This is a genomic window from Corynebacterium suranareeae (assembly GCF_002355155.1).
GTDB lineage: Bacteria > Actinomycetota > Actinomycetes > Mycobacteriales > Mycobacteriaceae > Corynebacterium > Corynebacterium suranareeae.
Genome location: NZ_AP017369.1, coordinates 3,033,747 through 3,057,507, shown reverse-complemented (window position 1 = coordinate 3,057,507; position 23,761 = coordinate 3,033,747). Strand labels below are relative to the sequence as shown.

Below are 23,761 nucleotides of genomic sequence, written 5' to 3'. Positions count from 1 at the left end.
GAGCGTTGGGTTTCATGCAAAAAACGTCACCCGGTTGGTTGATTGCAACGGGAGGTTTTCTCGCTGCAGTGTCTGCCATTTTGACGTGGCGTTTTTATGGATCCATGTCCACCATTTCCGTCACCGTCTCATTAACCTTCTGGCTCCTAGCGGTGGTGTGCGGATTCGCGGGGATTAAAGTCCAGGGTCGATTGGACGAAGGTTTGATCGGCCAGGATAAATCCCAAATGAACCCCGTGACCATTGCATATTTAGCCATGTTGGGTAGGGCATGTGCATGGGGTGGCGCGATTTTCGGCGGAGTGTATGTAGGAATTGGCAGTTATGTCCTCCCACGCTCCGGTGAATTAGCTGCCGCCGCAGATGACCTTCCCGGAGTAATAGCCTGTGCGCTGGGAGGAATCACATTAGCGGCTGCCGGACTTTATTTAGAGCGCAGCTGTGAGGCTCCGCCTCCCCAATCTGGGGAAACGATCAGCTAGATTGGAATCCATGAATCAAGACCTGTCACACGAGGATTCCGGCGACGGCAATTCTGTCGACCGTGGACAGATTCTGCTGGCTGTCCTCATCGGACTCGCATTGATCGCCAGCGTGATAATGCTCTTAGCCAACAGTGATGGCGCTATGAAAATCGCGCTCCTTGCTGCGCTATGGGCGGCGATCATTGGATTTTTCCTCGTTTACCGATCCCGTAAACAAGTAGAAGCTGCTGCGCAAGAGAAAAAAGCCCTCGAACTTGCACACCAATCTGAACTCAACCGACTAGAAGCTGAACTTCTGCACGAAAAGGTAGAGATTTCCGAATCACGTCGCGTGCGTGACCAAGAAACCCTCGAGGAGATCAAACTGCAGTTGGAAGAAATGCGCACCCAATTGTCTGAGCTTTCTGGGCGTGAGTGGGGCTATGAACCAACCATGCTGCGCGCAGAGGCACGTCGAATTTTGGAATTGGAATCCCAGCAGCTTTCCCAGGAACACTCCCAGGAGCTTTCTGAAGCACCGAAGGAGGAAGAGCCAGTGGTTGAGCCAACTCCAGAGCCAACTCCAGAACCTGCTCCTGTAGAAGTATCCGTTGAGGTTGAAGAGGAACCAACAACAGGTCGCAGAAGGCGTAGGCATGCAGCCCCAGAAGAAAGCGGTGGACGCCGACGCCGCGATGAACGCGAAGGTGGCTTGAGCGTGGCTGATCTTTTGGCAGCAGCAAGGAAGAGGGAAAACAAGTAATGCAGGCTCCACGGCTGCGCGTTGGAATTTTCTACGATGGATCGTCACCAGTCGATATTGGCGAAAAGTTGGATGCTGTTGGGCACCACATAACTGTGCTTCACGAGCCCGAAGAAATCCGCGACTTTGAGCTCATCGTGATAGAGAGTGAAAAGGTGGAGGGGTTCGTCGAAAAGCTTTCTGCTTTTGCGCGCCGGGGGCAGATGTTCCTGCATACCTCGCTTACCCACGGCATCACGGTGATGGATTCTTTGGAAACCGCAGGTGGCATCGTGATGTCTGCGTACCCGTTGGGGCGGGATCGGTGGGTGGCGTCTGCGGTGGATGAGCTGGGGGAGACCATCGTTGGTTTGTTGGTCGGTGAGATGGGTGGATCGGTTGTTGATGTCCCGGATGCCAAACGGGAGCAATTGGCGGCGGCGTTAACGTATGCCGGGTTCATGAGTGTTTTGCGGCGTGATGCCGAGAATTTTCTGGATGAATTTTTGGGAGATGTCGAGGTGGCATCAGATATCGTTGATGATGCCACGCGGGATTATCACGGACTGCCTTCGCTGGATAAGTTGCGTGCCCAGTACGATTCGATAAGCAGTCCCGGCAGGCAGCGTCTTTTCCGGGACCTTGCGCGCAGAAAGGCTGAGATGTCGCGCGCACAAGATATTGAACTGTGGGCAATCCAAAAGGAGGATCATTGAGCTTCACGCATGGTCAGGGCAAGGTTTTTGACACCGTCGAGCACATCCGCATGTTCGGCACTGCCCTGCGCAAAACCGGCAAACCCGTGGTGCTCGTACCTCTAGGAAAAGGCCTTCACGCAGGCCATATTGCGCTTATCCGCGCAGCAAAACGCATCCCCGGCGCGGTGGTCATCGTCGCCTACGCGGGCCCGGAATCCGATCACGCACGTCTAAGAGAAGAGCTTATCGACGCCATCTTCTCCTTCAATCCCGCCACGCTATGGCCTCACGGCATCCGGGTGGAAGTATCCGGCGGGCCTACGTTGACACCGTTAGGTTCGGAAGTAACCAAAGTGCTTGGCCTTCTGGGGATCACGGGAGCCACCGATGTTGTTCTTGGTGAAAAAGACTATGAACTAGTCGTACTGGTGCAACGTGCCCTTAATGATCTGCATATTCCGGTGAAACTGCATTCCGTCCCCACTGTGCGCATGCCTGATGGACTGGCTATCTCCCTGCGCAATGTCTTAGTACCGGAAGAGTCCCGCGAGGTGGCATTGAGCCTGGCAGCAGCCCTCACCGCCGGTGCACACGCTGCTGAACACGGCGAGGAAACAGTAAAAGATACAGTCCGACAGGTGTTCAGTGCTGCCGGGGTGACCCCTGATTACGTGGAAATCCGTGGCCTCGACCTTGGACCAGCACCAAAAACCGGTGATGCCCGCCTATTCGCCGCAATTACACTCGGTGATATCCAACTCCACGACAACGTCGGTCTACCCCTTGGCATCGGTTTCAAAAACATCGAAGGCTAAAGGCGTTTACCCAGTTCGCACATCAATCGACTACCCTAGGACATCGTGACTAATTCCAATCCAACTTCCAAGAACAATTCCGCCGATTTGCCTGAGCAGCTGCGAATTCGTCGCGAAAAGCGCGAGCGCATTCTGGACAGTGGATTGGACGCCTACCCAGTCGAGGTTGACCGCACTACCTCAATTGCAGATCTGCGCTCCCAATTCGTTGTCGTCACCGAAGACCTTGAAGAGCGTAAAGAAGGCGTAACCTACCTCGAGGTCGGCGAAGAAACCGACGTTGAGGTAGCAATCGCAGGCCGCGTCATGTTCATCCGCAACACCGGCAAACTCTGCTTCGCAGCCATCCAAGAAGGAAACGGCACCACCGTCCAAGCCATGCTATCGCTTGCAGCAGTCGGTGAAGACTCCCTTAAAGCGTGGAAAGCCGACGTAGACATGGGCGATATCGTCTCTGTACGCGGCAAAGTAATCTCCTCTAAGCGCGGCGAACTCTCCGTCATGGCCAACTCCTGGCACATGGCATCAAAGTCCCTGCGCCCACTGCCAGTGGCCTTTGCCGACATGAGCGAAGACTCCCGTGTACGCCACCGCTACACCGACCTCATCATGCGCGAACAAGCCCGCACCAATGCTTTAACACGCATCAAAGTCATGCGCGCACTGCGCCACTACCTCGAAGACCAAGACTTTCTCGAAGTAGAAACCCCCATGCTGCAAACCCTCCACGGCGGTGCCGCAGCACGCCCCTTTGAAACCCACTCCAACGCCCTCGACATCGACCTCTACCTACGCATCGCACCAGAGCTATACCTCAAGCGCTGCGTAGTCGGAGGCATCGACCGCGTCTTCGAAGTCAACCGCAACTTCCGCAACGAAGGCGTTGACTCCTCCCACTCCCCAGAATTCGCCATGCTGGAAACCTACGAAGCCTGGGGCACCTACGAAACCGGCGCGAAACTGATCAAGGGACTCATCCAAGCAGTAGCCATGGAAGTCTTCGGAACCACCCTGGTCACCCTTGCCGACGGCACCGAATACGACCTCGGCGGCGAGTGGAAAGTCATCGAGATGTACCCATCCCTAAACGAAGCCCTCGCCCGCAAATTCCCAGGACAACCAGAAGTCACCATCGACTCCACCGTCGAAGAACTCCGCGAAATCGCCAAAGTAATCGGCCTCTCCGTCCCCGAAAACGGCGGCTGGGGACACGGCAAACTCGTCGAAGAAATCTGGGAAATCCTCTGCGAAGACCAACTCTACGGCCCAATCTTTGTCAAAGACTTCCCCGTAGAAACCTCACCACTAACCCGCCAACACCGCACCAAACCAGGCGTCACCGAAAAGTGGGACCTCTACGTCCGCGGCTTTGAACTCGCAACCGGATACTCCGAACTCATCGACCCAGTCATCCAACGCGAACGCTTCGAAGACCAAGCCCGCCTCGCCGCCGACGGAGACGAAGAAGCCATGGTCCTCGACGAAGACTTCCTCGCCGCCATGGAACAAGGCATGCCACCAACCTCCGGCAACGGCATGGGAATCGACCGCCTCCTCATGGCACTCACCGGCCTCGGAATCCGCGAAACCGTACTCTTCCCAATGGTCAAACCAGAACAGAAGTAAGTTACTTAGGTTTTTACGGTGTGACTTAAGGGGGACTCGGGGTTGGCTCCAGGGCATTGTGTCCTGGAGTTTTTCCTTTTCCTAGGTGTGATGGTGGGGAACTGGGAGTTTGGGCCTCTTAAGTTCGATTTCACGGTTTCGAGACCTTAACTGCGATTTCTCGGTTTCGATTTTTCGTTAGCAATTTCGCGTACTCAATTTCTTACTTTCGATACCAGTCGGGAAAACGCCAAAAGTGGACTGAAATTGAGCTTGAGCTATTGAGCTCAAGAAATTGAGTACAAGGTATCGAACTTGCGGTCTCGGTAATGAGATATCGAACTTAAGAAATCGCCCTTAACACACTCCACCTTCCAACAGCAACGCCGAGCCGGCCTAACCTGTGGATAACAGAACCTATCCACAGATTTTCAGTTTTCCAAAGTGCTCGTGCTTGGCTTTTTTAGTGTTCGGATCCATAGTGAAGCCATGAAAAACTGGCAAGAAGAATTCAAGCTAATCAATCTCACCAAACTTTCTCACAGTGACATCGAGACATTCGAGGCGATTAGCCGAGGTGAATATACAAAACTTACTCACGAAGTAGTAATCAATACCAGCAAATATCGGGATCTTCCGCCTTGGGATAAAGCAGCAGCTCGTGCTTTTGCGGTGGGTATGACAGTAGACAAAGCAGTGGTGGCAGGTCAGGCTGCAGCACGACTGTGGGGATACCAAACTTTAGGAATCGAGAAATCTGTTTTGTGTCTTTTACCTGGACGTTCTCGTTGTGGGTCTATGAAGCAGTGGACTCTTGGCACCAGGTACCGAAATAGTTACCTCTCACAGCGTGACATTCGGGAGCAACAGGGGATCCGATTAACAGGAGCATTCCGCACATTTTTAGATATCGCGTTGGATGATGGGGTGGTGGCAGCAGTGGTCACGATTGATTCAGCACGCAGACTTAATCCACAACTTACGCGTGAGAAGTTGTTGCAAAGCGCCGAAGGGTTTCCACGCCACCGAGGAGTAAAGGCATATCGGCAGGCAATTGAGCTGTCGATCCCTAACTCCGATAGCGCTCAGGAAACTAGAGCTCGGTTGATTCTTATGGAAGCCCAACTGCCAGAGATTGAAAAAGTGCAGGTACAGGGTCGTTTTGATCATGGTCATGGCAAGTATTTCTTGGTGGATTTCTTGATCAATGAGTGGATCATCGTGGAGATTGATGGACGTTCCAAATATGATTCCCTGGAGCTTAATGAGGTCCTCATGGCTGAACGTGATCGTGAGAAGTATTTCCTTAACCAGGGTTATGCAGTGCTCAGGATTGATCCAAAACAATTAGATCCCGGCCCTGATGGTGAGTGTGAGTTCATCAGAATTCTGAAAAACACCTTGCGGCAACAACCCCCAAAACAACTCAAGCAAGCCTCTTAAACCACACTTGCACATTACTTCGCAGTGTGGCAGTCTTGAGTAGCTTTTTTTACTTTTGTTCAGTTCCTTAAAATTTGAAGCTGAATTTCGTGCTGTGAAAGGCCATTTCTGCCATTTATGGATTCCCAAATTAATACTCAGGCCTCTCCGGTAGCTGCGAAGCTGCCTAGGGAGGTCGTTGTTGTTCTTTCGATCCTCGTGATTTCTGCGATGATCATGATTCTTAATGAAACGATTCTGTCAGTTGCACTGCCGTCGATTATGGCGGATTTCCAGGTTCCAGAAACTACTGCACAGTGGTTGACTACTGGTTTTATGCTCACGATGGCTGTGGTTATTCCAACTACTGGTTATTTGCTTGATCGTTTTTCTACCAAGACTATTTTCGTTACGGCTTTGCTGTTCTTTACGGTTGGTACTTTGACGGCTGCTTTGGCACCGACGTTTGCTGTGTTGCTTGGTGCTCGTATCATTCAGGCAGTTGGTACGGCGTTGGTTATGCCACTGTTGATGACTGTTACTTTGACGGTGGTTCCCGCTGAGCGTCGTGGTTCCATGATGGGCATTATTTCCATTGTGATTTCGGTGGCCCCAGCGCTTGGGCCTACATTGTCGGGCTTTATTCTTAACTCTTTGACGTGGCATTGGCTGTTTTGGATGATGCTCCCAATCGTGGCCGTTGCATTGGTTATTGGTTTCTTCTTGATTAAAAACATCGGCGAAACCAAGATCACTCCGCTGGATATTTTCTCTGTTATCGTCTCGGTGTTTGCCTTCGGTGGTTTGGTGTACGGGTTCAGTTCCTTTGGCGCAATCCTAGAGGGTGAAGGCACCGTGGGTATCGTCGCGATCATTGTTGGTGCCATCGCGCTTGTTATCTTCGCTTTACGACAACACCAACTTGGCAAACAAGACAAAGCCCTGATGGATCTGCGTGCTTTCAAGGTAAGGAACTTCACCTTCTCCTTGACCACGATCCTGTTGGCTTTCGGCGCGATGCTCGGCACCGTCATGGTATTGCCCATCTACCTGCAAACTTCCCTTGGTGTGACCGCGTTGGTTACCGGTCTGGTTGTCATGCCAGGTGGTCTTCTTCAAGGTCTGATCAGTCCATTCATCGGCCGTTTCTACGACAAAGTTGGCCCACGCCCACTCCTGATTCCCGGCGCAATCGCGTTGGCTATCGCAGCATCATCCATGACGTTCCTGAATGAAAATTCACCTGTGTGGATGGTCGTTGGACTGCACATTTTGTTCAGCATCGGCATGTGTTTGATGATGACCCCTCTCATGACCACCGCCCTCGGCGCCCTACCGAAACACCTGTATGGCCACGGCTCCGCGATTTTGAACACCTTCCAGCAGCTCGCGGGCGCAGCCGGAACAGCGATCATGATTGCAGCGCTGTCCTTCGGCACATCCATTGCCGCGTCCTCCGGATCTGCGCATGCGGAAGCTGTCGCCGCAGGTACAAAGGTTGCGTTCATCGCCGGCGCGATCATTGCAGTGATTGCCTTGGTGGTTTCCCTCTTCGTCACCCGCGTCGAAGAAGCAGAGTCTTAAAAGAATTGCTTTTCGACGCCTCCCTCCACCGCACCTTGCAGGTGCGTGGGGATTAAGCACCGAAAACTCTAGATTTCTACTGGGACGTCCTCGAATATTATGTCGCTCCATTGACCGTCTCTAAACACTGAGACAGAGGATGGCACTGGTTTGAGATAATCAGTACCAGCAGGCGGAGTTGCCAGTATGTTGAAGTGGGTTGGTGACAGAATCCTGACCTCGGTGAAGTACCCTTCTGGTGTTTTCCACCTAGTTATTTCACTTCCTGAAATCTGATCGAGAAATATGATTTCATCTTCTTCAGTGAACTTGGCAGCTACGCCTTCTTGTGTAATCCAGCGTTCACGTTTTGCACCAAGGTAATGTTCTTGGGCACTTTGCACTTGAAAGTTTGAATCCAAAAATACGGTCATGCCCCAGAATTGCACAAAGTACATGTCTTCCACTCGGCCTGCGTTCAAGATCCTGGATCCGTCATTGCTGATTACACAGATTTCCAATTGTCCTGCTGGAGTGCTTCGACCCAGTGCTGATAGCTCTCCATCAGTTAGGGAGTAAAGCCCATCGGGGAAGCTTTCTTGTAATTCCCATGGCGCTGGAACGTCTAGTTCTGTGACAGGTTCTATCCACGGCTGAGACTCCGCAAGCATGCGCACCCCAGGATTCAGCGACCAGGCGCTTTCATAATCGTGAATCAACCCTTCCGAAAACTGAAGCCGAGAACTATGAGAAACTGAAATAGGCACATAGGTTTGACCTAGGTATTCTCCGGTTTCAAGATCCCAGCATCGAAGAACAGGAAGCATCTGTCCAAGGACCCATAGTTGTTCATCGACAATGTGAGTGATGGATGCTTCAAACTGTTGTGGCTGAAGTTGTGGTGGAACTGCGCCGTCAAGGGTGGCATCGACGATAACTTCCAACAGCCAGCTGCCATTCTCTGTGTAGGCATCATCTGTGTCTGTGAGTTCTTGCCACCGTGTGGCACCACTGTCGAATGTGCCTAGGCCACCGTAGATGCGTTCAATCTTCAGATCATTTAAGGGCATTTCACCGCCGAACAAACTGTGGAAGAACCATCCCTTTAACTCGGCTTCGTGGCGTATTGGTTTGTCTGAATGGGAGAGTGCAGTCCAGCCGTCACCAGTGAGAATTATGGGCCATGTGTCATGGATGTCCATTTCCGTGGCTGGCTGAATCCAGGCGCGACGTGTTGTTTCTAAGCCGGACATGAATGGTGTGTCGCGGGCAAAGACAAGTGAAATACGTATCGAATCACCGATCCGGTAGCGCGGAAATGCACCTTCTACTGCATCCAAGCTGATGGATACTCGCAAATGCCGAGGGTTATCGGATTGGGGTGGTAATTCGGAAATGCTGTGGGGGAGCGGGTCAGGGAAATCGATTGATGGGTCTTTTAGTGGCCAAGAAATGGCAGAACCTGTCCACACAGGATTAGGAAGATCCGTTGGGTATTCCACGGCTTGAGCTTCGATACGTTGCTGTTTGTTTTCCCTTGCCAAAATGACGCCGGTTTCGGCATCGATTTCTATGGTCTGAGGTTGTGCTGCAGTTTCATTAAATAGACGGGCAGCAGTAGGAATGATCCAAGTATTACGTTCTGCAATTGTGCCAAGTGTTATCTGGCGAATATCTAAGGAGTGGAGATTCATTATCTGAATCACCTCAAGGGGATTGATGAAGGTGTCTACACCACCGAGGATTCGTAAGTCATCCACGTCGACTACGTAGGGGATATCGTTTTCGTCGAAGAACCACCGTGTGTGCCCAGATCCGCGTATTACATCGGATCCATCTTGCTGCACGTGGAGAGTACCGTGGCTGCGGTCAATGGTTAGACCATCGGGGTTCACGAACTTCAAGAGCTGTGTTGGTCTCATCCCACCCTCGAAGTGAAGGGTGCTCGGGCTTCGGGTCACCTTAAGTTTCATACTCACGGTGGTGGCTGCTCCACGGTGGATCAGATTTAGGAGTTCATCAACGGATTCCATTTCTCAAGGCTATCGCTCTTGATCAGCCCGTGCTCAGCGCTCCAGGCTTTGTTCCCGCCACCCGGTTTTGGGTTCCCATACCAACAGTTTGTCAATGAGGCGGCTTTCTGGATTTTTCAGTGAGATAACAATTTTGGTGTGGGAAGAATATGCCACTGAAAAACTATTCCTGTCTAAGTTCACAGTGGTTAGTTGTTCCGTTGTTTCGGGATCATGGAAAGCATAGGTGCCTTCTTGCTCATGGAACATCATGAGTGATCCAGTAGGAAAACCCAGCGTTGGAGAATCTCCTGGTGGAAGATCAGAAAGTGGCCAATAACCTGCATTGGGGTTTCCATGGACTTCCACGCTGAGGATCTCAAGATCCTTGGTGAACGTAATGGTGTGAAGTAGAGCGCGCAGGTAAATCAGTTCGCCATATTGGTAAATCGCGGAAATTTCGTCAAAACCAAGATCAAGCTCAAGTGCTTTAAAAGGTTTGATCTTAAGGATTGTTTGTTTCCAGGTTCCGTTTTCAGCGCTGACAACATGGAAGTTTTTCCCGAAACTTTTGTGTAATGTCCAGCCTGCGGGGATAGCGGGAACAGGGTCGGTTGCCTCTTTAAGATCTGGAAGTTCCCAAAGTCTTTTCGCTGCGCGGACTGTGTTGCCGTTTTCGAGGGTGATCTCATTGAAGGTGGGGATGGAGATCTCGTGTAAAAGCTTGCCTGTTGAGACATCGAAACCCCGGACGAAGGGCAGGCTTTTGTCGGATAGCCAGAAAATTTCACCGTCACAGGTGCTGGTACTGGACCATTCCAAGGGTTCTTGATATCTAGGAGGTTTCGCACCGTTGAGGGTCACGTCGATAATTGCGCCCTTATCGTAGCTGTAGACTGCGGTGATGACCGCTGACGTGCGGCGGGTGGATGCGTAGGAGCTGTGGGTGAAGTAGCCGGTGAGGTTTTCTTCGGCGCGCAGTGGCACTTTGGTGGAAATAGTGGCGTTCCATCCATCAGCGTGAAATTTATAGCTGCGCTGGTTTTTATAAATCTCACCCGGTTCGGTGAAGCCGCGACGAGTAGTTTTCAACTGTTCAAATGGCGGATCGTTGAGGTTGAAATACAAAAATAGGGAAACTTGATCGCCAGGTTTCCAATCCGAAATGTCTCCCCACGTGCACAGAACCCGGAGATCGCGATTTCCAGAAGGAGCCGGAGGAAGCGCAGGCGGCGGCAGTTCTTCGCTGATTTCCTGGTAGGTGGGTGCTTCTTCTACTGGGGGTTGTTCCTCATCCACCCACTTATCTAGGAATTCCACCGATACTGCGCGCACCGATTCGTTGTGATCCTCCGCGGCTAAAATCACGCCATATTTTGCATCGATGCTCAAAGTCAGATCAGATAACGGCAGCACCAATACGTCACGACCAGCAATTTTGCTCTCAGCAATATTGGCAAGATCAAGCCCAGCCAGCTCAGTTACCCACACTTTAGCGTCAATAAAATAGCTGGCCAGGCCGATAGTTTGAACTTGTTCGTGTTGATGAAGAACCGCAACGCCATCCCGGCTCGCGCGCCGACTGTCACCTTTTCGCTCAATCGTCAACGTTGAAGCATCAGTCCATGGATGAAATGGCGGATACATCATCCATTCCAATCCATGAACAGGATGCTTTTCAACCCGCTCCACCACAATTTTTGTAGCCAGTTTGGATGCCGAAGTCACCAGGTCAAGGATCGATTGAAGCGAGCGCATACATCAACGCTACTTAAAGATGCTTTTCGACGCCTCCCACCAGCGCACCTTGCAGGTAGCTGCCAATTGCTAAACGGTTAACCGCAGAGCGGTTAACGATACCCACGACGGGACCGTTTTCGCCACGTACAACTGGAACTTTCTTGATGTGGGCATCGGAAAGTGCAGTTACGGCATCAACAATGGAGGATGCAGCATCGATGGTGAGGACATTACGGGTAGCAATGCGCATCACGTTGAGTTCAGCTAGTTCAGACATAGCTTGTGCAAGATCGTCATCGCCACCGATCGCATAAGAGTAGATCGAGGTGGAAGATGGATGTGTTGCAGAAAGGTAGCGCATGACATCGCCGTCGGACAGGAACCCTGCAAGAGTTCCATCTTTGTGAAGAATCGGTGCGCCAGAAATACCGCGATCAGTAAACGTCTTGAGTGCATCTAGGACTGAATCATCTAAGGATAGGGTGTAGACGTCAGTCTTCATAATGGACTGCACTGTGAGTTCTTGATCAGAAGCAGCTGGAGTTTTAGTGGTTGAGCGGTATGCCAAAAACGCCAGAACAATACCAATTATCGACGTGACAACAACCAAGCCGACAGCTCCACGGAAACCACCGAGTAAGGAATCAAATTCACCACTACCACCACTGATTGCACCGTAAATACCAGCACCAAGGGAGGTACCCACACAACCTGCGATCTGGAAACCAGTGGACACAATGGTCACACCGTGTGGGCTGGTTTCACGGTCAAGTTGGGAAAGCGCAAAGGTTTGGGAAGGGCCAATGACCAGCGCGGTTGCCAGAACTGCGGGGATATATAGCGTACCGAATAACCAAATGGAGGAGTGTCCAGCAGCAACACCCACCAGGGTGACAAACACTGCCATGATGAGGAATCCCAATGGAATAGACCAACGTCCACCGTGGCGGTCAAAGAGTTTGCCGGCAATTGGGCCCATTACCACGGTGAGCAAAATTCCGGGTGCAAGCGTCAAGGATGCACCCAAAGGTTCCATCTGGTGTCCGGACTGGAGGAATAGTGGAATGACAACGTTCATCGCAAAGACGAAGAGCAGACCAAGCATGGTCATCAGCACGCCGAGAACAAACGAAATGTTAGCGAATGGGCGCAGGTTAAGTAGCGGATGCTCGATGCGCTGCTGACGAATTACAAAAATCCACAGCGCAACAACACCGATGACAGCCGAAATAGCAGCATAGAGAGCTGCGCCGCCAAATGCTGCCGAAACACCATAAAGGATTCCGACAAGGCCGATAGCGACCAGCAGGAAGGAAATGGTGTCCAAGACGGGGCGTCGTAAAGCAGCAACGTTTTGCAACGCAAAACCGCCAGCTAGCAGGACTACCAGCGTCAAACCGCCAAACACCCACAGCAAGGTGGTCCATGGAGCGACCGTCAGCAAGGCGCCGGACAGCACAATTGCCAGCGACGGGCCGAGCGTGGTCATCGCAGCCATGATACCCATGTTGAGGCCCAACTTCTCACGCGGCGAGACCGCCAACGTGATATTCATACCGATCGGCGTGAGCAAACCAGTACCAATCGCCTGCAGTAAACGCGCGATCAACAGCACTTCAAACGAAGGCGCCAGCGCACCCACGATGGAACCAACCAGCATCAGCGCAACAACCGAAACGAACAGCGGCTTGGTGGGGAAACGGTGATAAAGAATATTTGAGACTGGAACAAACACTGCTGCAACCAGCAAATAACCAGTGGTCAACCACTGGACAGTGTTAACGTCAACGTTGAAATCCTGCATGATGGGCGTGAAAGCCACATTGAGGAAGGTCTCATTAAAAGTTGCAAGGAATGCAGCGGCCGCAGCAACTGCAATCATCCAAGCGATGCGCGTTTTAGAAAACGCGGGAGTCGGAGTATGCGTCATTTCTTTCCTGACAGTCGGCGTAAGTTCAGCTAAACCACTGTGCCGTGTCAGGAGGTACTGCAGATACTCCTCGTGTCGTGTCTCATTTAGCTGCCGTGACCAATTGGCCACAGAGCCATAGACAGTAACAGATTTTTGAAACTTTCTCTAATGAAAGAGACGTTAGCATGATTGAAATTACAAAATATAGTTGCGGTTTGAGGCATCTCAAAAAAGGTGTAAAAGAAATTAGCTAGCTCCTTAAGAGCAGGCAATGCTCTAAGAAAGATTAAATCTAGCGCGTGTTTTTCAACAAGCTGGTCGGCGCTGATGGTTCCAGAAACGTAACGCTCTGCGTCCTCATTGTATTCGGCACTTGTTAAAAGCCCCTCGAGATACAAAGAATGCTTAGCCTGCTCGACCCACACAGATCGTTGAGTTTGCGAGTTCAAGATTCTTCCTCTTCTGTTCGAGATGTGTCGGGCTAATATAGAAAAACGCCTGGTGCAAGACCCAAGATACTTGAAGAACGGAAGCTTCAACAAGCTCATTGGAGCCTCAAAGTTTTCGTAGAAGAATTACGATCGAGAACTTTCTAGACCCGGAAAGTTCTTGCTTGAACAGGCACACATGAGCGGTGAGGACAGTAGATCGTCCTCACCGCACCGTTGGTTTTTCAGTTGAACTGGTCAGCTCTCATGTGAGTGTTTAACCGTGCAACATGTACTTAGAAAAGGCTAAGCCTGAACCCTAATTCGCATTGACTAGCTGATGTGCACCTTTCATGTTGGGAAGTATCCGGTGAGGAACTCGCCGAGGCCTGCAGTATCAGTTAGCGGGAATATTCCGGATACATATTGGTCTGGGCGGACAACCACCAGGACACCATCGCGTGTCTCATTTAGCTGCCGTGACCAATTGGCCACAGAGCTATAGGCCGTAATAGATTTTTGAATCTTTTTCTAACGGAAGAGGCAGCGTGGTTGAAATTACAAAATATTTACACTCCGCAATGATGTTTTATCTGCGAGCTCTCCAGTAGCGGTCGCCACCTACGATGAGTTCGGCTAAGAAGATTCCTCCACCAATAAATATAAAAACTGGAGTAAGAATTCCGTCTGGAACTTGCATTAAGAAATAAATAGCTACGACCATGCCAATGAGCCCCACTAAACTCACAACAACCAGAACCCACAAAGGTGCTCTAAGCGTAAAGACCATTACTAATACTGCTGCAACAAGAGAAATGAAAAGAAGTATTAAAACTGCCTCTGCATCTGACCATGACTTTATCGGTAGGAAAATCCAGTGAGCAAGAAATATGACTAAGTAAAGAATCAATAAAGCTTTGACTGGAACCTTATCCTGATTTTCCATACCGCTTTCCTAAACCCTAGTTTTCTCTATAGTGTGAGTATTTAACTGCTACCCAGTATGTTTTTGCAGTATCTATGCAAGCAGTACGGACCGGAGGAGCCGACCCCCTGTGTCTACTTTCCCGAGGTCAGGACCGATGCGGGAAAACGAGTTTGTACTACCGGTGACATTAACCCTATGGAATTAATGCTGAAGTAGCTAAGCTTAACGATTTTCTCGATAGCCTCGTCTTGCTTCTTTCTTAAAAAATTATGTACAAGCTATATAAGCATAGGAAATATTAGGCGGAGTGAAATCAGGACGAATATATTTTATGTACCCCCATATGGGGATACGTGCAATCCTCCACCTTTCACTACTTTTGGCGTGTCGAAGTGGAGGAATCTTGACAGCTACTTGATGCTTCCTGAGTCTATTACGTAATGGTGAACTGGGCGGGAAGAGTGGTTCAACGAGCAAATTTTTAACTTGACCAAAATTGATGTACCAGTGGCGTTAATCAATATGCCTCTGTCTGACAGTGAAAAACTGATGACACCACACGCTTTTATGCCTTTGCTCTGATTTGAACTTGCTCTTATGCGATGGTGCCTAGAGAGTTTCCAAAAGTAAATCGCTAAAGGGCAGTACCATCAGACTGAAATGAGGCGAAGATCTGTTTCTGCCGTTTATCATCGAACCTATCTGGGAGCGATTCGCTACGCAGATTCCACCGAACAGCGGCGCTCCCACTTCAGTGTCACTGTCCACGGAACATCTTCGGCAAATTCACAGCAGTCCTCGTCCTCCGCACCTGTCGCACCACAATTTTTGATTCCATGTGTGTGGGCACCATGCTGCATACCAGAGCTACCCACTGACGATGTTCTCTATTCACAAAATCTCTAAGAGCAATGTGTTTAAATGCGGATTAAATAACAAAAACTAGCCGCAATTCTCCTACTAAGGAGAGACGACTAGTTTCTATTTTTCACACGCTGCTCGAACAACTCACTGAAGCACTAGCTGTTGTTCACTTGTTTGATGTGCGCCCTTCATTTTGGGGAAGTATCCGGTGAGGAACTCGCCGAGGCCTGCAGTATCAGTCAGCGGGAAGATTCCGGATACATATTGGTCTGGGCGGACAACCACCACGACACCATCTCGGGAGATTTCGCGGCTGTCGAAGATATCGGAGGTTGCGGTGATACCGAAGGAATTTTCCACGTTGGTCAGCTCGAAGATGCCTACCTTAGGTTTGAACACGGATGGAACCTGGCGGATATCGAACTCGGTGTATTGCTTCTGGTAGATCACCTTGGCATCCACAAATGCTGGATCAAGGTGTTGTTCTGCCCACTGTGACCAACGATCAAGCTCGGAGTCGTTGCCATCAAGTGCATCTGCGCCTGCGAAGACATATGCACGCACACGTCCATCGGCAGTGGCTTGGTGTCCGAGGTGTGTTTCGGTGAAGTCGCAGACTCGACCAACCATCGCTGACTTGAAGCGTCGACCAATTGGATAGCCCTTTGCCAGATCTTGGTTGCTTCCGTCCATCGTGATAGAGGACGGCGGGTAGTGGGTCATGTAGCCGGCATTGAATTCGGAGTTCGCGCGGTAGAAGTCTTCTAGATCCTGCGCGCTGCCCATTTCACTGCTTGGCTTTGCCATGAGTGTTGACCAGTTCTTGTCGTACTCAATGAGCTTGTAAGCGATGTCCTCGCGTTCTTCAGCGTAGGTTTGCAACAGCTCGCGGGGACTATTTCCACTGGCTACGTGCCCGAGCTTCCAACCAAGGTTGAATCCGTCCTGCATGGACACGTTCATGCCCTGACCAGCCTTAGCGCTGTGAGTGTGGCAGGCGTCGCCAGCAATGAAAATGCGTGGGTGCTCGCTTGAGGTTTTCTCTGAAACACGGTCATCGAAATGGTCTGCGACGCGGTGCCCGACCTCGTAGATGGAGTTCCACACCACGTTTTTCACATCCAGGGTGAATGGAGCCATGATTTGGTTTGCAGTATCGATAACATCTTGCAGTGGGGTGTCACGAACAGCCTTGCTGCCGTCATCAGGAACTTCGCCCAGATCAACATAGAGGCGGAAGAGATAACCACCTTCGCGTGGGATGAGCAAAATGGTTCGCCCAGTGTCGGATTTGATGGTGCACTTCTTGCGTACATCTGGGAAATCGGTGTTTGCATGGATATCCATCACACCCCAAGCATGGTTGGCTTGTTTACCCTGCAAGCGGTATCCCAATGATTTACGAACCTGGCTACGAGCACCATCAGCACCAACCAAGTACTTCGTGCGGACTGTTACCAGTTCGCCTTCTTGAGCTCCGGTTGTGCGACGAAGCGTAACGGTGATTGGATACTCTTCATTGTCTGAATCATCTGCTGCTTCAAAGTCCACGAACTCATAACCATAATCAGGTTCCATCCTGGTTGGTGAGTTTTTCATGAATCGATTGAAGTGGTCGATGATACGGGTTTGAGTAAGAAGTGCCATCGGGAATTCACTGATGTGTTGTGGCAATTCACGAGTGCTGTTGTCGCGGATGATCTCACTGGGGTTGTGTGGATCCGGCTTCCAAAAAGCCATATCGGTGATCTCGTGGGCCTCTGCGAGAATTTCATGAGCGAAACCGAAAGCTTGGAAGGTTTCAATGGTTCGGGAGTGCACACCATCTGCGTTGGCCAACTCGAGGCGACGGTCACTGCGTTCTACAAGACGGGTAGTCACATTGGGGAAGCGGGAAAGCTGAGCGGCTGCAATAGTGCCAGCAGGGCCTGCACCAACGATCAACACATCCATGACCTCGGGAAGGGTTTCAGGTCGGTTTACTCCGCTGCCTTCTGCGCGCATCTCCATTGGGTCGGCGGTAGCGTATCCATCGTAGTGAAACTGCATTTCAGATCCTTTCGAGAGGTTTTCTTAAATCTCATTCACGGAAGTCGTTCCGTGCGATAACCAGAAATGTAGTTCAGGTCACAATGGGCTTGAAAGTGTGATTGGCATTATTGTCCGTTTGGGGCAAGATGATGTCCGTGTGGGGATAAAACGCGCACTTGTCCTTAGCCCTGCAAGGATTGTCGTTGTGATTCTTTCCTCCACTGCAGCGGTGTCACATTAAACCTCTCGCGGAAGGTTCTGCTGAAATGACTTGGGGAGGCAAACCCAAAACGCTTGCCGATTTCACTGACAGATACTCTGTCTCTTTCGCGGGATGAGAGCGCATCTCGTGCAAAATCCAGCCGAGTATTTAGTACGTAGCGCCCAATGGTGAGTTCTGCATCGGCGAAAATACGAGCTAATTGGCGTTCACTGATTCCCACAGCTGCCGCCACTTGAGCGGCACTAAGATCGCGGTCGGAGATATTGGTTTCAATATATTTTTGCGCAGCAGAGATCAGCCCTTCTTCGCTACTTGCTGCATCACCAAGCACATTTCGGATTAGACCAGTAGCCTCGACCTCGAGATCACTCCACGACTTAGTTAAGGAAGTGGTGGAATCGATGTGTTGTGGTTCGCCACTTTCAATCCTGTGCAAAGATTCCTGCACCAGTCGTGCTAGAGCCTGCTCACTGGCATTTCCCGTTGCCCCAAACTCAAATATGGCAGGCAGTTCTGGGCCTTTTGATCCCACGATCTCTTGATAACGTTGCTTTGGAATGGTGAGAACCAACTCCCGAAACCGATTGTTAAACCCACGAAGGAATGGCCGGTCAGCATCATAAACAATGGCTTGACCTGGGCGCAGTGCCACATGGCCTCCGCGGTGGAAGAATACTGCATCACCTTCAGTAGCGAAGAAGATCGCGATGACTCCAGTGGGATTATTTGAAATAAAACTTTCAGAACGCTCGACAAATTGCGATGTGCCAAACACGCTGGCAAGTCGAATCGATGGCAGATGCAGGTTGGTTTCCGACGCCTGCATTGGTCGATCGTCGATAGTTCTAATGTCGAGCGGGATTAATGCACGAGCATTATGTCCCTCCCACATTTGAACGCGGCTATCCGGCAGGATTCCGCTTGTACTAAAGCGCAGATATTTCGGCGGCTCTTGGGCTGGTTGAGCAGTCATGGTGCGTACCAGGATAGAGTCTTAGATCACATAAGTCATTAATGTGGAATTAAAAAAGGCCGGGAGCCCTAAAGCTCCCGACGAGTTACCGGCACAACCACAATCAACACTTAACGTGAAGCTCGTGGCTTTCCTTCTGCATAACCTTCAGTGGATTGAACTCCAACGGTGGCGCGTTCGAAGAAGGTTTCAATCGAATCGGCACCTGCATAGGTAAATGAGGAACGAACACCGGAGATGATTTGATCGACAAGATCCTCAACTCCGCCGTGGCGTTTATCAATGTAGATGCGGGCGGTGGAGATGCCTTCTTCAAACATGGAGCGGCGTGCTTTTTCGAAAGCTTCAACCTTCTGGTTTCGGCTTTCTACGGCGCGCCGGGATGCCATGCCGAAGGATTCTTTGTACATGCGTCCATCGGATTCGAAACGCAGGTCGCCGGGGGATTCATAAGTTCCGGAGAACCAGGATCCGACCATGACATTGGAGGCACCAGCGGCTAGTGCAAGGGCTACGTCTCGTGGGTCGCGTACACCGCCGTCGGCCCATACGTGTGCGCCGAGTTTGCGGGCTTCGGCCGCGCATTCGAGCACTGCGGAAAATTGTGGGCGGCCAACACCGGTTTGCATGCGCGTGGTGCACATTGCGCCAGGTCCGACGCCTACTTTGATGATGTTTGCGCCAGCTTCAACTAGGTCGCGGACACCATCGGCGGTGACCACGTTTCCAGCGACGACCGGCACGTTGACATCTAGTGCACGGATGCGCTTGAGGGCGCTGATCATGGTGGATTGGTGGCCGTGTGCTGTGTCGACGACTAGAACGTCGGCGCCGGCGTCGAGAAGCGTTTTGGTGCGTCCCTCGATGTCGCCGTTGATGCCGATCGCGGCGCCTACGCGCAGGCGACCCTGGGCGTCGATAGCCGGGCTGTACATGGTGGCGCGCAGAGCGCCAGCGCGAGTGAGGATGCCGCGAAGTGATCCATCGGCTGCGACGACGGGCGCGAGTTTGCGGCTGTGCTCGTGGAGAATGCCAAATGCGTCCTCGGGGGAAATGTCCTCAGGCAAAGTCAGCAGCGCCGTAGACATGAGGGTGCCAACTTGAGTGAAGTTGTCCGCGCCCTCGAGGTCTTTGTCGGTGATGATGCCAACGGGCTTATCGCCGTCTAAAACAATGGCTGCGCCGTGTGCACGCTTGTGGATCAAGTTGCGCGCATAACCTACCGTGTGGTGCGGTTTCACCGTAATTGGGGTGTCAAAAACCAGGTCGGCTTTCTTCACATTGGCAATGGTTTCCGCAGCGATATCGGCAGGCACGTCCTGCGGCAAAATAGCAATGCCGCCACGACGAGCGATTGTCTCAGCCATTCGTCGACCAGCCACAGCAGTCATATTCGCAACAACAAGCGGAATGGTTGTTCCGGTGCCGTCATTGGTATGCAGATCCACCGACATGCGCGATCCAACATCAGAACGCGAAGGAACCATAAACACATCGGAATAGGTCAGCTCATAGGGTGGAGTGGAGTTGTTGAGAAAACGCATGGGTATCCTATCGATAAATCAATTAACCCTGAACACGGCAAGAGTACCTCAAAGATGCTTTTCGACGCCCCAACCCAGTGTTCGCTACAGGCGTACAGGGGCCTTACGGCCTCAAAAATAGGCCTTGAACAGGCCTTATATGGTTTCAAGTTTGGCTAATTTCAAAGCGGGGTGGAAAAGTCGGGAAGTTTTGCCTACTTGGGGCGTTAAAGTGGGTGAAAGCGAATTTAGAAATAAACAAATTAAGGGGAGAGACATGTTCGAGAGGTTTACCGATCGTGCACGCCGCGTGATTGTGCTCGCGCAGGAAGAGGCGCGCATGCTCAACCACAATTACATTGGCACGGAGCACATCCTCCTTGGCCTTATTCATGAGGGCGAAGGCGTTGCAGCCAAGGCGCTGGAATCCATGGGAATCTCCCTGGATGCTGTCCGCCAGGAAGTTGAAGAGATTATCGGCCAGGGCTCCCAGCCCACCACCGGCCACATTCCTTTTACTCCTCGTGCCAAGAAGGTCCTGGAGCTCAGCCTCCGCGAGGGCCTACAAATGGGACACAAGTACATCGGTACTGAGTTCCTGCTTCTCGGTTTGATCCGTGAAGGCGAGGGCGTTGCAGCTCAGGTTTTGGTCAAGCTCGGTGCTGATCTGCCTCGCGTGCGTCAGCAAGTTATTCAGCTTCTCTCCGGTTACGAAGGCGGCCAGGGCGGATCACCAGAAGGTGGCCAGGGCGCTTCTAGCGGTGGCGACGCAGTAGGTGCAGGTTCTGCACCTGGCGGACGTTCAACTTCTGGTGGTCCAGGCGAGCGTTCTACTTCTTTGGTTCTTGACCAGTTCGGCCGCAACCTCACCCAGGCTGCAAAGGACGGCAAGCTAGACCCAGTTGTTGGTCGTGAGAAGGAAATCGAGCGCATCATGCAGGTGCTGTCTCGCCGTACCAAGAACAACCCAGTTCTTATCGGTGAGCCAGGTGTTGGTAAGACCGCAGTTGTCGAAGGTCTTGCACTAGACATCGTTAACGGCAAGGTTCCAGAAACCTTGAAGGACAAGCAGGTTTACTCCCTTGACCTTGGTTCTCTTGTTGCAGGTTCTCGTTACCGTGGTGACTTCGAAGAGCGCCTGAAGAAGGTCCTCAAGGAGATTAACCAGCGCGGCGATATCATCCTGTTTATCGATGAGATCCACACCCTTGTCGGCGCGGGTGCCGCCGAAGGTGCAATTGACGCTGCATCTTTGCTTAAGCCAAAGCTTGCCCGCGGTGAGCTGCAGACCATCGGTGCAACCACCTTGGATGAGTACCGCAAGCACATTGAAAAGGACGCAGCTCTAGAGCGTCGTTTCCAGCCAGTGCAGGTTCCAGAACCTTCCGTTGATCTCACCGTGGAAATCTTGAAGGGTTTGCGCGACCGCTACGAGGCTCACCACCGTGTCTCCATCACCGATGGTGCTCTTACCGCTGCAGCTCAGCTCGCAGATCGCTACATCAACGATCGCTTCTTGCCAGATAAGGCAGTTGACCTGATTGACGAGGCAGGCGCACGCATGCGTATCAAACGCATGACCGCACCTTCTTCATTGCGTGAAGTTGATGAGCGCATCGCAGATGTTCGCCGCGAGAAGGAAGCAGCAATAGATGCCCAAGACTTTGAAAAGGCTGCAGGTCTTCGCGATAAGGAGCGCAAGCTAGGCGAAGAGCGTGCAGAAAAGGAAAAGCAGTGGCGTTCAGGCGACCTCGAGGACATCGCTGAGGTCGGCGAAGAGCAGATTGCAGAAGTGCTGGCCAACTGGACCGGCATCCCTGTCTTCAAGCTCACCGAAGCTGAGTCTTCCCGCCTGCTCAACATGGAAGATGAGCTGCACAAGCGCATCATTGGTCAGGAAGAAGCAGTCAAGGCTGTTTCCCGTGCCATCCGCCGTACTCGTGCAGGTCTAAAGGATCCTAAGCGTCCATCCGGTTCCTTCATCTTCGCTGGTCCTTCCGGTGTTGGTAAGACCGAGCTGTCCAAGGCACTTGCTGGATTCCTCTTCGGTGACGATGACTCCCTCATCCAAATCGACATGGGTGAATTCCACGACCGCTTCACCGCATCCAGGCTGTTCGGTGCCCCTCCGGGATACGTTGGCTACGAAGAAGGCGGCCAGTTGACCGAGAAGGTTCGCCGCAAGCCATTCTCCGTAGTGCTTTTCGACGAGATCGAAAAGGCCCACAAGGAGATCTACAACACCTTGCTGCAGGTCCTAGAAGACGGTCGCCTGACCGACGGACAGGGACGCATCGTGGACTTCAAGAACACCGTGCTGATCTTCACTTCCAACCTGGGAACCTCTGACATTTCCAAGGCTGTGGGACTGGGCTTCTCCGGATCTTCCGAGACCGATAACGACGCTCAGTACGATCGAATGAAGAACAAGGTCCACGATGAGCTGAAGAAGCACTTCCGCCCCGAGTTCCTCAACCGTATTGATGAGATCGTGGTCTTCCACCAGCTCACCAAGGATCAGATTGTTCAAATGGTCGACCTCCTCATTGGCCGCGTATCCAACGCACTGGCTGAAAAGGACATGAGCATTGAGCTAACTGACAAGGCTAAGGATCTCCTGGCTAACCGTGGCTTCGACCCAGTACTGGGTGCACGACCATTGCGTCGTACCATCCAGCGTGAGATCGAAGACCAGATGTCTGAGAAGATCCTCTTCGGTGAAATCGGCGCTGGTGAGATCGTGACCGTTGACGTCGAAGGTTGGGATGGCGAGTCCAAGGACACCGACCGCGCGAAGTTCACCTTCACGCCTCGTCCAAAGCCACTGCCAGAAGGAAAGTTCTCTGAGATCTCTGTCCAGGCTGCAGAAGCAATCCAAGATGTGGATTCTGCAGCTGACGGCGATGTCCCAGAAACCGATTCCCTTTCCGACATTGACCTTGAAACCCTTGAGAAGTTTGAGGAAGACGTAGAAAACGGCACCGACATTGATCAGGTGTCCGGCGACTACTACGGCACCGATGATCAGGGAGGCACTGCTCCAAGCAAGGAGTAGTAAACTTTTGAAAAAAAGGGCCTGAACTTTAGGATTTTCCTAAAGTTCAGGCCCTTTTTTAATGCTCAGGGAGGAGATTCTGACTAATGACTTCAGGATCAGTGCATTCCGGTGCCGAGGTCCATCATTCGGGATTTTGAAGATTTTGGGCGTGCCTGTTTAGTCGAGCTCAAATTATGCGCTTGAGTCCTAAAAGTCATACTTCCCCAGACGGGTTTTCAAGGGGTTTTCGGATCTTTACGCATGCAAATACCCATTCGAAAAACTCGGAGGTCTTAAACGGGCTATAAATACGCCAAGCGGGGATTCAATTGAATTAATGCCAGGTCAGAGTGCTAAAGGTGATGATTCTCATAGGCTATAAAAAATGTAGTTAGGTTACACTAATGGTGTCCGGTTGTGAATAGTGCAGCGGACGGGGTTCCGCTGCGGAGGAGGTCATCATGTCATTTGTTAACATCACCGCTCTTACGTTTCCCGCAGGGACTGAAAAAGAAATCGAACAACGCTTCGCGGCTCGTAAGAAGGCTGTAGATACGGCCAAAGGATTCCAAGAATTCGAGTTGTTGCGTCCACAATTTGGTGATGATCGCTACTTCGTAGTTACTCGTTGGGATTCTCGCGAAGACTATCAAGCATGGTCGGATGCCCGTCCTGCTGGCAACCACGCGGATGATGAGAAGCGCGGGATGAGCGTGGAAGTTCTTGGTTTTGATGTGGTTCCTTTGGAAAGCTAAAGTCCCAAATGATTTAAGCCAAAACA

General features: G+C 51.5%; 17 protein-coding genes and 1 pseudogene. 9 read left to right on the top strand and 9 right to left on the bottom strand.

Annotated elements, in window-relative coordinates; translation table 11 throughout:
• Window positions 1-14: 14 nt before the first annotated feature.
• The 7 genes from N24_RS14090 (at window position 15) to N24_RS14060 (ending at window position 7,330) form a co-directional block, all read left to right on the top strand.
• Window positions 15-482 (top strand): DUF3180 domain-containing protein, encoded by a 468-nt coding sequence (locus N24_RS14090; protein ID WP_096458440.1) that lies wholly within the window; start codon window positions 15-17, stop codon window positions 480-482.
• A gap of 10 nt (window positions 483-492) precedes the next feature.
• Window positions 493-1,227: a DUF6779 domain-containing protein gene (locus tag N24_RS14085; RefSeq protein WP_167382129.1), complete on the top strand. Its 735-nt coding sequence runs from the start codon at window positions 493-495 to the stop codon at window positions 1,225-1,227.
• Window positions 1,227-1,922, top strand: coding sequence for a 6PGD fold domain-containing protein (locus tag N24_RS14080; protein ID WP_096458434.1), 696 nt, complete (start codon window positions 1,227-1,229; stop codon window positions 1,920-1,922). The genes N24_RS14085 and N24_RS14080 overlap by 1 nt, the downstream gene beginning before the upstream one ends.
• On the top strand, window positions 1,919-2,719 hold the full coding sequence (locus N24_RS14075; RefSeq protein ID WP_096458431.1) for a pantoate--beta-alanine ligase: 801 nt from the start codon (window positions 1,919-1,921) through the stop codon (window positions 2,717-2,719). Before N24_RS14080 ends, N24_RS14075 begins: the two co-directional genes overlap by 4 nt.
• Window positions 2,720-2,764: 45 nt before the next feature.
• Window positions 2,765-4,345 (top strand): lysine--tRNA ligase, encoded by a 1,581-nt coding sequence (gene lysS, locus N24_RS14070; RefSeq protein ID WP_096458428.1) that lies wholly within the window; start codon window positions 2,765-2,767, stop codon window positions 4,343-4,345.
• Between the two features lie 468 nt (window positions 4,346-4,813).
• Complete coding sequence (locus N24_RS14065; RefSeq protein WP_096458425.1) at window positions 4,814-5,767, top strand: PDDEXK family nuclease; 954 nt, start codon at window positions 4,814-4,816, stop codon at window positions 5,765-5,767.
• 117 nt (window positions 5,768-5,884) lie between these two features.
• On the top strand, window positions 5,885-7,330 hold the full coding sequence (locus N24_RS14060) for an MDR family MFS transporter (RefSeq protein ID WP_096458422.1): 1,446 nt from the start codon (window positions 5,885-5,887) through the stop codon (window positions 7,328-7,330).
• A gap of 68 nt (window positions 7,331-7,398) precedes the next feature.
• Here the strand turns inward: N24_RS14060 and N24_RS14055 are convergent, their stop codons facing one another.
• The 9 genes and pseudogenes from N24_RS14055 to N24_RS14020 all read right to left on the bottom strand — a co-directional run bounded on the left by N24_RS14055 (window position 7,399) and on the right by N24_RS14020 (window position 19,964).
• Complete coding sequence (locus N24_RS14055; RefSeq protein ID WP_231911028.1) at window positions 7,399-9,231, bottom strand: acyl-CoA synthetase; 1,833 nt, start codon at window positions 9,229-9,231, stop codon at window positions 7,399-7,401.
• 144 nt (window positions 9,232-9,375) lie between these two features.
• Window positions 9,376-11,079: a hypothetical protein gene (locus tag N24_RS14050; protein ID WP_096458416.1), complete on the bottom strand. Its 1,704-nt coding sequence runs from the start codon at window positions 11,077-11,079 to the stop codon at window positions 9,376-9,378.
• A 13-nt stretch (window positions 11,080-11,092) separates the two neighbouring features.
• Window positions 11,093-12,991: an MFS transporter gene (locus N24_RS14045; RefSeq protein ID WP_231911027.1), complete on the bottom strand. Its 1,899-nt coding sequence runs from the start codon at window positions 12,989-12,991 to the stop codon at window positions 11,093-11,095.
• 86 nt (window positions 12,992-13,077) lie between these two features.
• The gene (locus tag N24_RS14040) at window positions 13,078-13,422 is read right to left on the bottom strand and encodes an antitoxin VbhA family protein (protein WP_096458413.1); all 345 of its coding nucleotides are present in this window, start codon (window positions 13,420-13,422) and stop codon (window positions 13,078-13,080) included.
• A 298-nt stretch (window positions 13,423-13,720) separates the two neighbouring features.
• Window positions 13,721-13,866, bottom strand: a pseudogene (locus N24_RS16740) (hypothetical protein); the annotation flags it as partial.
• Between the two features lie 124 nt (window positions 13,867-13,990).
• The gene (locus N24_RS14035) at window positions 13,991-14,347 is read right to left on the bottom strand and encodes a hypothetical protein (RefSeq protein ID WP_096458410.1); all 357 of its coding nucleotides are present in this window, start codon (window positions 14,345-14,347) and stop codon (window positions 13,991-13,993) included.
• A 990-nt stretch (window positions 14,348-15,337) separates the two neighbouring features.
• Window positions 15,338-17,242, bottom strand: a complete 1,905-nt coding sequence (locus N24_RS14030) for an FAD-dependent monooxygenase (protein WP_096458405.1) — start codon at window positions 17,240-17,242, stop codon at window positions 15,338-15,340.
• A 164-nt stretch (window positions 17,243-17,406) separates the two neighbouring features.
• The gene (locus tag N24_RS14025; RefSeq protein ID WP_096458402.1) at window positions 17,407-18,420 is read right to left on the bottom strand and encodes a helix-turn-helix domain-containing protein; all 1,014 of its coding nucleotides are present in this window, start codon (window positions 18,418-18,420) and stop codon (window positions 17,407-17,409) included.
• 110 nt (window positions 18,421-18,530) lie between these two features.
• Window positions 18,531-19,964, bottom strand: coding sequence for a GuaB1 family IMP dehydrogenase-related protein (locus tag N24_RS14020; RefSeq protein WP_096458399.1), 1,434 nt, complete (start codon window positions 19,962-19,964; stop codon window positions 18,531-18,533).
• Between the two features lie 256 nt (window positions 19,965-20,220).
• Here N24_RS14020 and N24_RS14015 point away from each other — a divergent pair, with 256 nt between their 5' ends.
• Window positions 20,221-22,998: an ATP-dependent Clp protease ATP-binding subunit gene (locus N24_RS14015; RefSeq protein WP_096458397.1), complete on the top strand. Its 2,778-nt coding sequence runs from the start codon at window positions 20,221-20,223 to the stop codon at window positions 22,996-22,998.
• Window positions 22,999-23,441: 443 nt separating this feature from the next.
• The gene (locus tag N24_RS14010) at window positions 23,442-23,735 is read left to right on the top strand and encodes an antibiotic biosynthesis monooxygenase family protein (RefSeq protein ID WP_096458394.1); all 294 of its coding nucleotides are present in this window, start codon (window positions 23,442-23,444) and stop codon (window positions 23,733-23,735) included.
• The last annotated feature ends 26 nt before the right edge of the window (window positions 23,736-23,761 follow it).

Excerpts from the sequence above, each read along its gene's own strand:
- N24_RS14025 (WP_096458402.1), bottom strand. The coding sequence starts at position 18,420 with ATGACTGCTCAACCAGCCCAAGAGCCGCCGAAATATCTGCGCTTTAGT.
- N24_RS14065 (WP_096458425.1), top strand. The coding sequence starts at position 4,814 with ATGAAAAACTGGCAAGAAGAATTCAAGCTAATCAATCTCACCAAACTT.
- N24_RS14060 (WP_096458422.1), top strand. The coding sequence starts at position 5,885 with ATGGATTCCCAAATTAATACTCAGGCCTCTCCGGTAGCTGCGAAGCTG.
- N24_RS14045 (WP_231911027.1), bottom strand. The coding sequence starts at position 12,991 with ATGACGCATACTCCGACTCCCGCGTTTTCTAAAACGCGCATCGCTTGG.
- N24_RS14035 (WP_096458410.1), bottom strand. The coding sequence starts at position 14,347 with ATGGAAAATCAGGATAAGGTTCCAGTCAAAGCTTTATTGATTCTTTAC.
- N24_RS14050 (WP_096458416.1), bottom strand. The coding sequence starts at position 11,079 with ATGCGCTCGCTTCAATCGATCCTTGACCTGGTGACTTCGGCATCCAAA.
- N24_RS14090 (WP_096458440.1), top strand. The coding sequence starts at position 15 with ATGCAAAAAACGTCACCCGGTTGGTTGATTGCAACGGGAGGTTTTCTC.
- N24_RS14055 (WP_231911028.1), bottom strand. The coding sequence starts at position 9,231 with ATGAGACCAACACAGCTCTTGAAGTTCGTGAACCCCGATGGTCTAACC.
- N24_RS14010 (WP_096458394.1), top strand. The coding sequence starts at position 23,442 with ATGTCATTTGTTAACATCACCGCTCTTACGTTTCCCGCAGGGACTGAA.
- N24_RS14030 (WP_096458405.1), bottom strand. The coding sequence starts at position 17,242 with ATGCAGTTTCACTACGATGGATACGCTACCGCCGACCCAATGGAGATG.
- N24_RS14015 (WP_096458397.1), top strand. The coding sequence starts at position 20,221 with ATGTTCGAGAGGTTTACCGATCGTGCACGCCGCGTGATTGTGCTCGCG.
- N24_RS14020 (WP_096458399.1), bottom strand. The coding sequence starts at position 19,964 with ATGCGTTTTCTCAACAACTCCACTCCACCCTATGAGCTGACCTATTCC.
- N24_RS14085 (WP_167382129.1), top strand. The coding sequence starts at position 493 with ATGAATCAAGACCTGTCACACGAGGATTCCGGCGACGGCAATTCTGTC.
- N24_RS14080 (WP_096458434.1), top strand. The coding sequence starts at position 1,227 with ATGCAGGCTCCACGGCTGCGCGTTGGAATTTTCTACGATGGATCGTCA.